We start from the raw sequence: 11159 nt of genomic DNA on the forward strand, positions 1-11159 counted from the left end.
CCACCTCTCGATCGAGCTTTCTTTTAACGCTGGTAACGGCAGGGCTGGTGGTGTTGACGATCTCCTGCAGCGACCTCAACGACGCTGATGGTATTACGAATACCGAATTCCAGCAGGCCCAGGCACAAATGGAAGCCCAGGCCGAAAGTGATCAGCAGCCTTTATATATCATCAATGGAGAGCGTATCTCCGAAACCGATCCCCCTGACGCGCTTTCCCGGATCAAGGGAGAATACATCAAATCTGTCGGAGTACTCAAAGGAGATGAAGCCACAAGTGAATACGGAGAAGCCGGGCAGGACGGCGTTATAAAAATTGAGTTCCTCGATGGTATTGACATGGACCGAGTCTTTTCAGATTTGAAGGAGGCGCCGGGAGCCACGGCCGGCAACCAGCAGGATGAATCGAATAAAGAATTCTTTGTGGCCGTGGAACAGATGCCGGAGTTGATCGGTGGTCTTGAATCCCTGATGACTGAAATCACCTATCCGCAGGAAGCCCGTGAAGCCGGGGAAGAGGGACGTATTATCATACGATTTATCGTAAACGAAGAGGGAACGGTTGAGGAGCCGCAGATCATGCGGGGCGTCAGCGAGTCTCTGGATCAGGAAGCCCTTCGGGTGGTCAAACAAGCCCAATTCAAACCCGGCAGACAGCGCGGAGAGCCGGTCCCCGTACAGTATTCTTTGCCGATTATATTTAAACTACCACCAGCAGCTCCCGGGGAGGAATCAGCTGTGAGCGTGAAAACTCCGACCATGAAAGAGGCTGCCATGAACATTAAAAACTTACGCATTACGGATAACAAGACGCTATCGGGTACCGTAATTTCCACTCGGGAGGACGCCCCTCTTCCGGGAGCGAATATTCTTATTGAAGGCACCAGTAAAGGAACATCCACAAACCAGGAGGGGAAATTTTCTCTCCAGAATTTGGAAAAAGGTACTCACAACCTGGTAATCAGTTATATCGGATATGACCCGGCCATGACTGAGGTCAAAATAGAATAACTACCTCTCCCTGTCGGAAAACACGAGCTGGTTATATCACGGCTTTGCTATCAGAGCGCCGCGACTGAAAAAAGGTTGAATGGATTTTTCGGTTTTTACGTCCTTTTCAAAGCGGAACTTCATCGGTTCCGCTTTTTTTATTTTATTATGTTATCGTGTAACGGATATAACAGGAGCAGCAACTCATTAGACATAGACCGTTCGTGAAAAAAATAGCAGCATACGGCGTTCACCTGCTGACCGCAACGGGCGCAGCCCTGGGGCTGTGGACACTGATTCTCATATTCGAGGAGGCTTATCAAACAGCATTGTGGGCTCTTGCGGGAGCGGCGCTTATCGATTCCATCGATGGCGCGCTCGCACGGCTGGTCCGAACCAAAGAATATGCCGCCAGGTTTGACGGGGGACTGATGGACAATATCGTAGATTTTCTTACCTGGACGGTAGCCCCTCTTTTCTGGATTTATGCCACGATGGATCTCCCCTTTTGGGTGCTCCTCATTTGTGCCACCGCCAGTGTGTTCGGCTTTTCAAATACCCGGGCCAAGACCGACGATCATTTTTTCCTGGGCTTTCCCTCCTACTGGAACATCGTGGTGTTCTATATTTTTCTGCTCCAGCTCTCAACCACCACAGCTTCTATAATACTGCTGGTATTCGCCCTGACCACCTTCCTCCCCATTAAGTTTGTATATCCCAGCCGCACATCGTTCCTTCGCAAGCTTACCCTGCTGCTGGGTTCGCTCTTTGTCATACAATTGCTGGCATTGGTCTATCTGTTTGACAGATCCCCCTCCCAGTTAATCTATGGTTCATTTTTGTTTCCTTTTTATTACTTTGGGCTTTCATTTTACTTGAATGTTAAAACAATTGAAACATCAGCATAGCTCGTGCGTATCATATAATCAAACAGGATAACCAAGTTAATTAACCATACTTTTATGGCAGCTCGTTTAAGTAAATCACACAGCGACCGGATGATTTCAGGTGTATGCGGGGGTATCGCAGAGTATCTCGGATGGGATCCTACCATCGTCCGCATTATTTTTGTCATATTAACATTCCTGGGGTGGGGAAGTCCCGTACTTCTCTATTTTATTCTTGCCCTGGTCATGCCGGATTAAGTAAAAGAAGGCTTTTGAAAGCAAGAATTTTTGGTCAAAAATCAAGGCCAGAGTGATTTTTAACCCACAGCATATTGAGTATTTGTAAGGATTTTATATCCGCAATTTATATACATTCACAATGCGCGATGATTTTGAAATCGCGAACATGTAGTGACTAGGAAAAACAACGGTTTTGCAAAGGACTTTACAAAGCCTTATGCAGCATTCCTTATGCAGCATTCATCAAACAGATAAAATGTTTTGAAAATAGATTCCTATTTCATAATTATGGATTGTTAAATATACACACAGGAATCCCCCTTTATGAAAATCGGAATCATTGGTTCTGCCGAACGGGCTGTAGCATGGGAAAAACACTTGCGAACCCACCGGTCCGTTTCTGAAGTAACCATCGCAGCCAAGCTAAGTGCCATCGAATCGGTGGATGCCTGTTTTCTTCTCGATGATACGGAGAACCGGCTCCGGCACCTATTGGAAACAGTCAAAAAAGGAATCCATAGCTTTCTTGTCGGACCGCTGCCTACAGGTAACACACAGCTTGTTGAAAAGGTATATCACGCCGCTGAGGAAGCCAATATTCAGCTTCAGTTTTCACACTGGCCTACGCTGGCCCCCGCTTCCAAGTGGATGGCAAAAAAAATCATCAAACCCTCCTTTATACAGGTTATCCGGGAAATTACCCATGCTCAACATATGGAATCCGACTTCAGTTTCGATTATTTTTGGATTAATGAGCTGGCCTTCAGCCTCCGATGGATCAATGGTGCCGTTCACCATATCGAATTGAAATCTGTTGAACTGTCCAGCCGAAGTCCCCATGCGCTGCACCTTCTTGTACGATTCGACAGCGGCGCTACGGCCAACATCTACGTCAATACCGCCTCCCTGGCAACCAACCATCATCGGCTGGCGGCGGACCAAAACTATCTGGCCGACTGCGACGTATCGGAACAGAGCGTACGTCTCGGGCAGGAAAACGAAAGCGGACATCTTTTTTTTAGTCGCCAGTCGTTCGATGCCTCCAAATCCGCGGAGCTGGCCGCGATGGAATTCATCAAGTCCATACAGTTAAAGCGTCCGACTATCTACAACGGTTATCACCTGATGGAGCTTAACAAAACCCTGGATAAAATAGACAGGCGGCTGGGGTAGTATGTAGGGTGAGGATTTCAATTGATCAATAACGCGGGCATTGGACAATAGAGCGGTTTTGCATACTCCCCGGTTAACTGTTCACTATTCACTACTCTTTTCACGCATTCCCTTAAAGAAGTTTTTCAGCTCCTCCCGCGACCCCAGCTGGTCTATAAAGTTAAACTGTCCCGCCGAGAGGCGCTCCCCGCCGTCAATGACCACACATTCCCCGGTGATGTAGGGCGCCATATCGGACATTAAAAAAGCTGCCAGGTTGGCCAGCTCCTCTTTATCCCCGTACCGGCCGGCCGGAATTTTGGACAAAAATTGCTTTTCAGCCCTTTCATCCGGTATCAGCCGCTCCCAGGCTCCCTTGGTGGGAAAAGGTCCCGGTGCGATGGCGTTCAGCCGGATGCCGTAGGTCGCCCATTCATAAGCCAGCGACCGGGTCATCGCCAGCACCCCTGCCTTTCCGCAGGCGGAAGGCAGCACAAAGGCCGACCCGGTGGATTCCGAATAGGTAGTCACCATATTCAAGACACTTCCCTCCTGTTCTTCGTCAATCAGGTAGTTCCCGAACAGGTGTGTGCAATTAAAGGAACCGTATAGAACAATATCGACCACCGCCTTAAAGCCACCAGGACTCAGATCTTCAGAAGCCGACAGAAAGTTACCGGCGGCGTTATTGACGAGTCCGGTTATGGTTCCGAAGTCGGAAATAATCTCGCCCATCACTTCCTCCATACGTTCGTAGCTGCGAACATCGGCTACATAATACTTGGTGGTCACTCCCCTACGCTCTCCGGCAATTTCTTCAATCGCCTGACGTAGCTTGTCCTCGGTCCGCCCGCAAATAGCAACATTACTGCCAAGCGCAGCGAACTTTTTTGCCATGGCGAGACCCAATCCGCTTCCGCCCCCCGTAATAAGAATCGTTTGTCCTTCTAACGTATCTGCTGTAAACATGGTCTATTCCTACTCGTTGATTATACATAAATAAAGCGAATTGTCACGGTTTAGTATTTGTATTATAGAGAGAACTTTGAAAACCCTGTCAATCGCCTGATCGTGCCACCCATATCATCTATGGTCGCTTTATCGTAAATTTTCAAAAATTCCCGCGGCGCCCATACCGCCCCCCACACACATGGTAACCAAGCCATAGCGCTTCTCAAGGCGCATCAGATCATACAAGATCTGGGTCGTAAGCTTCGCGCCGGTACAGCCGAGCGGGTGTCCCATGGCGATGGCACCCCCGTTAATGTTGACGATATCCTCATCCATACCGAGCTCGCGAATCACTGCCAGGGCCTGCGCTGCAAACGCTTCATTAAGTTCAATAAGATCGATCTCGCTCAAATCCATCCCCGCTTTCTCCAGCACTTTGGGGACGGCCTCGACGGGACCGATGCCCATAATATCGGGGGGGACGCCGGCAACGGAAAAGCCGACGTACCGTGCAATGGGATCAAGCCCGAGCTCATCCGCTTTCTCCCGGCTCATCACGACGACCGCAGCAGCGGCATCGTTCATCTGGGAGGAATTTCCAGCCGTGACCGACCCTCCCTGTTTAAAGGCGGGACTCAGTTTGGCCAAAATTTCCTCGGAGGTATCACGGCGGGGTCCCTCGTCGGTATTAAACGGGAATTCCGTTTCCTCAACCTCACCTCTTGCGGTTACTTTCTTTTCGCGAACCTCGATCGGCACCACCTGGTCCTCAAAATATCCCTCTTCCCACGCCTTGATGGCGCGCCGGTGACTGCGGTAGGCGAACGCATCCTGATCTTCGCGGCTTACTCCATACTGGTCCGCCACATTTTCAGCCGTCAGCCCCATATTAATATAAATTTCCGGGTAGTTATCCACCAATTCGGGATTCGGATGCACCACATACCCGCCCATCGGCACCAGGGACATCGATTCCACGCCGCCGGCGATCATCACCTCGGCACCACCGACCATAATCCGTTCGGCGGCCTGGGCAATGGTCTGCAAGCCCGACGAACAAAATCTGTTCATGGTGGCGGCCGGAACCGACGGCGGCAGTCCTCCCAGCGCCGCACACTGGCGGGCGACATTCAACCCCTGTGCGGCCTCCGGAAACGCGCAACCCAGGATAACATCATCCACCATTTCGGGCTGCAGGTTCGGGGCCCGCTCCAGGAGCGCCTTGATCACCTCCCCCCCCAGGCGATCGGGCGGGGTAAATCGCAGGGATCCTTTGTTGGCTTTTCCGGTTGGTGTTCGCGCAGCAGCTACAATGACAGCTTCCTTCATTTCGTTATTGGTTAATTAGTTAATGGTTATCAGGGACCAGATCATAAATAGTTTCGTCTTCCTTAACTTGACTCTTTTTTTTGGCCTTTTTGAGATAAGCAATATAACCGTTCAAAAGTCGATGGCACCTATCTACATCTTTTTTAAGCGTATCAAATCTGCTTTTATCAATATACTTTGCTTCACATGCCGTTATAATATCATTTAATAATTCACATAAGGAGCCTCTTGCTTGTCTGCAAAATTGAATATTTTCCTGATAATGGTATCGTCCGTATCCTTCAGCAATATTCCTTGCCACTGACCGAGACGAACGTACGATCTGATTCGTTAAGCGGTACTCCTCGACCTTAGGAAAGGTCTTTACCAGTTTTGATATTTTACTTTGAAGTTTTCTAGCACACTTCCAAACCTTCAGATCTTCAAAAGATTGTATCTCTTTTTGCTGCCTCATATCCCAATAACAAATAACGAATTACCAAAAACTAATTCCGTAATGGTTTTCCTTTCTTCAGCATGTGTTCAATGCGGGCCTGTGTGCGTTCGTCCTCAAGGAGCTCCAGGAAGGCCTCGCGTTCGAGCCGAAGCAGGTACGCTTCGGGCACCTTCTGCGGCTCACTCAGGTCGCCCCCGCTCATAACCCAGGCCACTTTTCCCGCTACCACCTTGTCGTAATCCGTGATATAGTTGGCCTCGTGCATGATATAGAGCATCAGCCGAAGGGAACCCAGTGCCTTTTTGCCCAGTACCTTGATCTCCGGCTTCTGCGGGGGCTGGTAACCCGCCTCCACCATTCGCCGCGCTTCCGCCTCGGCATTGGCAATCAGCAGGTCGCGATTCATAATCACGGAATCGGAGTCCCGCAGGTACTGATACTCACGGGCTTTGGGGGCGCCGTCGGAAACCTCGGCCATCCCGATCGTTTTAAATACCTCTTTGATATTCGGCAGCGGATCGACCTGGTCGTCATCCATCACCTGCTGCATCACGCGGTAGAGCATCTCCTTCGTGCCCCCGCCCGCGGGAATAAGCCCGACCCCCACTTCAACGAGTCCCGCATAAAGCTCATAGTGGGCCACGACTTTATCCCCGTGGAGGATAAACTCCACCCCGCCGCCCAGCGAGCGGCCGAAAGGTGCCACAACCACCGGGAACGGCTGGTAGCGGAGTCCGACTGCTACTTCCTGAAAATTCTCCACTGCCTCCTCAACGCGGTCCTTCTCCCCCTGCTGCCACGCCTGCATCACCTCCATCAGGTTCGCCCCGTAGGTAAAGTTGTCGTTATCGTGACTGATGACCAGGGCGTCGAACTGCTCTTTGACGATCCGGCAGGATTCATCCAGCGAGCGGATCAGCTCAAAACCGAGCGTCTGTTTTTTGGTTCGGAATTCAAAAAGGGCCACCCCGTCCCCAAGATCGTACAAACCCGCGCTGCCGTTGCCGAACACTTCTTTGCCTTTGGCCTGAAGCTCAGCCACCCGGATCGCCCCGGCGGCAGGCGGCGTCAATGTTTCCACTTCCCCGGTGGCGAGATTGTACACCGTGCGTTCCTCCCAGTCATAAAACTGCTCGCGTCCCGATTCCAGCATCTCCAGCACCGGTTCGGGCACCTCTCGTTCCTCTTCCCGCATGCGTTCCACCGATTCACGAACACCAATGGCATCCCAGCGTTCGAAGGGACCCAGTTCCCAGTTAAAGCCCCATTTCATCGCGCGGTCGATAGACTCTACGGAATCCGTGATTTCGGGCACCCGGTGAGCCGCATACAGCAGCAGGTCGCAGTGGATATCCCACAAAAACCGCCCCGCTTCATCATCCTGGTCCACCAGATATTTCAGTCGCTCTCCCGGCGTTTCAAATTTCTCCTTTGCCTGCGATGCACTTTCAAATTCCGGGTCGATTTGCGATTCATATTCCTGCGTATCCGGATTAATGACCTTGTATTCCCTGCCGGAATCGGTCTGAACTTTTTTATAAAACCCCTCTCCCGACTTGTTGCCATATTTTTCCTGTTCAATCATCGCGTCGAAGCCTTCCGGCAGCTGAAAGACCTCGCGTCGCTCATCATCGGGAATGGAGGGATACAAATTATTGGCCACATGATGGATGATATCCAGGCCCGCCATATCGGCGGTGCGGAAGGTGGCGGCTTTGGAATAGCCGGTGAGCGTTCCCGTGAGAAAATCAATCTCCTCCGCCCGGAAGTCACCGTCAAAAAAGTAGGGCATCATACTGGCCATGGAGAAGATCCCGATACGGTTCGCAATAAAGTTAGGCGTATCCTTGCAGCGCACCACCCCCTTGCCCAGGGTTTTCTCGCAAAAGGCGGTCATGTAATCCGTCACCTCTTCAGCCGTGGCCTCCGTGGGAATCACTTCCAGCAGCTTCATATAGCGCGGCGGGTTAAAAAAATGCGTACCCAGAAAATGGTTTCGAAACTCCTCCGAGCAGTCCTCGCTGATTTCACTGATTGGGAGTCCAGAGGTATTTGACGTTACAATCGTCTCTTCCCCGCGAACCTCCTGGATATCGCTCATCATCTGTTTTTTGATATCCATCTTTTCGATAATGGCCTCACAAACCCAGTCCACTTCCCTGATGATATCCAGGTCGTCGCTGAAATTGCCGGGACGAATGTGCTTGGCGTCCCCCGGATTCCCCAGGGGCGAGGGGTTCATTTCCCTCAGCTTTTTGATGCTCTCTTTCACCCGCCTGTTCGGGTCGTCCCCTCCTTCATCCTTCAGGTCAAGCAGCCATACCTGGAGTCCGGCGTTAACGCAATGGGCCGCGATCTGGCTGCCCATGGTACCGGATCCCAGAACCGCGACTTTTTGAATAGCATATGTTGATTGAGCCATAAAAATTGTTGTGATTTTAACATTCCATTATCATGCAGAGAACAGGCTAAGGTCGTCAGGCGTTATCGGTCTGCTCCGCCTCTTCATACATTGAATCAATTTCCTCTTCGTAATGTTCCTTCACCTTCGATCGTTTAACTTTCATCGTCGGGGTGAGCTCACCCGATTCCATGCTGAATGGCTCCGCAAGCACGACAAACTTTTTGACCGTCTCCCACGGAGAAAGATTTTTATTGACCTTGTCCACCTCCTGCTGGATGAGTTCCCGCACCTGCGGGTCTTTGTCCGGCTCCTCCGATACCGACTTTCCCCTTCCCTTCAGTCGTTTTTCAACATTTTCATAGTTGGGGACGATCAGTGCGGAGCAAAATTTTCGTTTGTAACCTACCACCATCGCCTGATCTATAAAGCCGCTTTCGATGAGCAGGTTTTCGATGGTTTGCGGAGCCACATACTTGCCGGTCGAAAGCTTAAAGACCGACTTTTTCCGATCCGTTATATAGAGATAGTTATCTTCCAGCTTGCCCACATCGCCGGTCATCAACCAGCCGTCATCGGTAAATACTTCATCCGTTTTTTCCTTGTTACGGTAATACCCTTTCATAATATTAGGCCCTTTTGCCAGGATTTCACCGTCCTCGGCGATCTTGATCTCCACGTTCGACAGGGGCGGCCCCGAGCTTCCCACACGCATGTGATCCTTGTCGTGCACCGATAGTACCGGGGAGGTTTCCGTAAGACCGTATCCCTGCAGGCAGATAATGCCCAGAGCATTCATAAAACGAAACAAATTCGAAGAAAGGGCTGCTCCGCCGCTGACTACCCCCAAAAGCTTGCCGCCGAAAAGCGCGCGAATTTTGGAATATACCAGTTTATCGGCAATGGCATGTTTTAGGGCTCCCCAACCGGAGGGCGGGTGTTCGGGGTCATACTCGTCGGTCAGGTTGAGCGCCCAGTAGTAGAGCTGCTTTTTGATCCCGCTCATCTCCTGTCCCTTGACCTTGACCCCCGTGTGTATTTTTTCCAGGAGACGAGGAACGGTAGCCAGGTAGTACGGTCTGATGTGCTCAAAGTCTTCACGGATCTCGTTTATATCTTCAATATAGTAGATCGGATATCCCAGCCGGATATACAGATAAGTGATAAGCCGTTCGAACACATGCGACAGAGGCAGATACGAGAGCATCCGCTGGTCCTCTTCGACATTGTCATCAAAAGGTACCCGTTCCAGGGAAGCCAGCAGGTTAGAGGCGATATTCCAGTGGGTAAGCATGACTCCTTTCGGGTCGCCGGTCGTACCCGAAGTATAAATAAGCGTAGCCAGGTCATCGGGATCCACCTCCGAGCGCAATCGCTCAAAAAGTTCCGGGTCTTCCTTGTGTTTGGTTGCTCCTTTTTCAAGAATATCTTCGAAAGACAGCACATCCTGGTTTTCCGCGTCAAAAATCCTGATCACCTGTTCAAGGTTGTCAATACTGTTGACCAGCGACTTGCTTTCACGGTATAGTTCTTCATTGGAGACTATATGTACATTTACTTCGGCATTCTCCAGAATATATTTAATCTGTTCTGCCGGCTGCGTCTCATAAACCGGTACATCAACGGCTCCGAGCGACAAAATAGCCTGGTCGCAGATTAACCATTCAGCACTATTTTCGGAGTGAAGGCTTACCCGGTCGCCGCGCCTTACGCCCAACTCATACAATCCCAGTGCAAGATTGCGAACTTTCGTCTGAAATTCTTCTTTCCCGGTCTCTATCCATTCCCCTCCCCTTTTGGTAGCAAAAAGCACCTTTTTATTATGATTTTGTAACCCTTTGTCAACTTCATTCAGAATGGTCGTAGGCTGGTATTCCATAATCATCTCTTCTTCTATCAATAAATGTTAGAGCATTTTGCAAAAACCGTTCTTTGGCCAATCTCAGCATTTTTACGCAGTCAACATCCTCACATATCCTTTATATGCAGCGATTTTGAATGCGCTCAGGCTTTGATATTTCCCGATGCTTCGGGACCGGCTTTTCAAGTAATTATAGCTCAATATAAATCTTTATCTCTGACTTCAAAGTGGAATTTTATTTCTGTGTTGCTGTTACTATTATATGCTTCTCCTGAATTATAAATAATATTATGTATATCCAACCTGATATCCAAGAACGTGTACAGCTGTTTTTTGATTCCGAACAAAAACATATGGGCAATACCCTCGGTATCGCCTTTACCTCTTTTAAGAAGGATGAAGTAAAGGCAACCATGCCCGTCGACGAACGTACCGTCCAGCCTTTTGGCGTTCTGCACGGTGGAGCTTCCGTAGCGCTGGCGGAGACCCTCGCCTCGATTGGCGCCTGGCTGAATATTAACCACGAAGATAAAACCGCGATGGGTATCGAGATCAATGCCAATCACATTCGACCTGTAAAAAAGGGGAATAGCGTTAATGCAGTCTCAACACCCATTCAACGGGGACGGAACATCCACGTGTGGGAGACTAATATATATACGCCCGACGACAAGCTGGTATGCGTGTCAAGATGTACGCTGGCCATTGTCAGGGGATCATGAGATCATTAGTCAGCACTAATATTAAAAATAAGACTCGCAGCTACTTCATCGTATAGCCCGGATTTCTCACCCGGAAATTTGTACTTCAGCAAGGCGAAGGAATAACGGCAGCGGAGACGTACCCCCCTGCACCCGGCACACTATTGTTATCTTCAACGCCGCTGACGGGCGACATTCACAGTATGGCACAC

General features: G+C 50.1%; 10 protein-coding genes. 5 read left to right on the forward strand and 5 right to left on the reverse strand.

Features of this window, described 5'->3' with window-relative positions; genetic code table 11:
- The 4 genes from ACESLU_RS06795 to ACESLU_RS06810 form a co-directional block, all read left to right on the forward strand.
- Positions 1-1010 (forward strand): TonB family protein (locus ACESLU_RS06795; RefSeq protein ID WP_372636961.1); only part of this gene is annotated, 1010 nt, incomplete at its 5' end.
- Positions 1011-1213: 203 nt separating this feature from the next.
- Positions 1214-1897 carry a phosphatidylcholine/phosphatidylserine synthase gene (locus ACESLU_RS06800; RefSeq protein WP_372636964.1) on the forward strand — a complete coding sequence of 228 codons (684 nt, stop codon included), beginning with the start codon at positions 1214-1216 and terminating at the stop codon, positions 1895-1897.
- 54 nt (positions 1898-1951) lie between these two features.
- Complete coding sequence (locus tag ACESLU_RS06805; RefSeq protein ID WP_073063914.1) at positions 1952-2134, forward strand: PspC domain-containing protein; 183 nt, start codon at positions 1952-1954, stop codon at positions 2132-2134.
- Between the two features lie 306 nt (positions 2135-2440).
- Positions 2441-3289, forward strand: a complete 849-nt coding sequence (locus ACESLU_RS06810; protein WP_372636966.1) for a hypothetical protein — start codon at positions 2441-2443, stop codon at positions 3287-3289.
- An 84-nt stretch (positions 3290-3373) separates the two neighbouring features.
- Here ACESLU_RS06810 and ACESLU_RS06815 read toward each other — a convergent pair whose 3' ends face one another.
- The 5 genes from ACESLU_RS06815 to ACESLU_RS06835 all read right to left on the reverse strand — a co-directional run bounded on the left by ACESLU_RS06815 (position 3374) and on the right by ACESLU_RS06835 (position 10264).
- Positions 3374-4237, reverse strand: a complete 864-nt coding sequence (locus ACESLU_RS06815; protein WP_372636969.1) for an SDR family oxidoreductase — start codon at positions 4235-4237, stop codon at positions 3374-3376.
- Between the two features lie 129 nt (positions 4238-4366).
- Complete coding sequence (locus ACESLU_RS06820; RefSeq protein WP_372636972.1) at positions 4367-5548, reverse strand: acetyl-CoA C-acyltransferase; 1182 nt, start codon at positions 5546-5548, stop codon at positions 4367-4369.
- A gap of 19 nt (positions 5549-5567) precedes the next feature.
- Positions 5568-6002 carry a four helix bundle protein gene (locus tag ACESLU_RS06825; RefSeq protein WP_372636975.1) on the reverse strand — a complete coding sequence of 145 codons (435 nt, stop codon included), beginning with the start codon at positions 6000-6002 and terminating at the stop codon, positions 5568-5570.
- A gap of 31 nt (positions 6003-6033) precedes the next feature.
- Positions 6034-8406 (reverse strand): 3-hydroxyacyl-CoA dehydrogenase NAD-binding domain-containing protein, encoded by a 2373-nt coding sequence (locus ACESLU_RS06830; RefSeq protein ID WP_372636978.1) that lies wholly within the window; start codon positions 8404-8406, stop codon positions 6034-6036.
- 55 nt (positions 8407-8461) lie between these two features.
- Positions 8462-10264, reverse strand: coding sequence for a long-chain fatty acid--CoA ligase (locus ACESLU_RS06835; RefSeq protein WP_372636981.1), 1803 nt, complete (start codon positions 10262-10264; stop codon positions 8462-8464).
- Between the two features lie 272 nt (positions 10265-10536).
- Between ACESLU_RS06835 and ACESLU_RS06840 the strand changes: the two genes are divergently transcribed.
- Positions 10537-10968, forward strand: coding sequence for a hotdog fold thioesterase (locus ACESLU_RS06840; protein ID WP_372636983.1), 432 nt, complete (start codon positions 10537-10539; stop codon positions 10966-10968).
- Positions 10969-11159: the final 191 nt, after the last annotated feature.

The sequence above is a fragment of the Fodinibius sp. genome (genome assembly GCF_041642155.1).
In the GTDB taxonomy this organism is placed as follows: domain Bacteria; phylum Bacteroidota; class Rhodothermia; order Balneolales; family Balneolaceae; genus Fodinibius.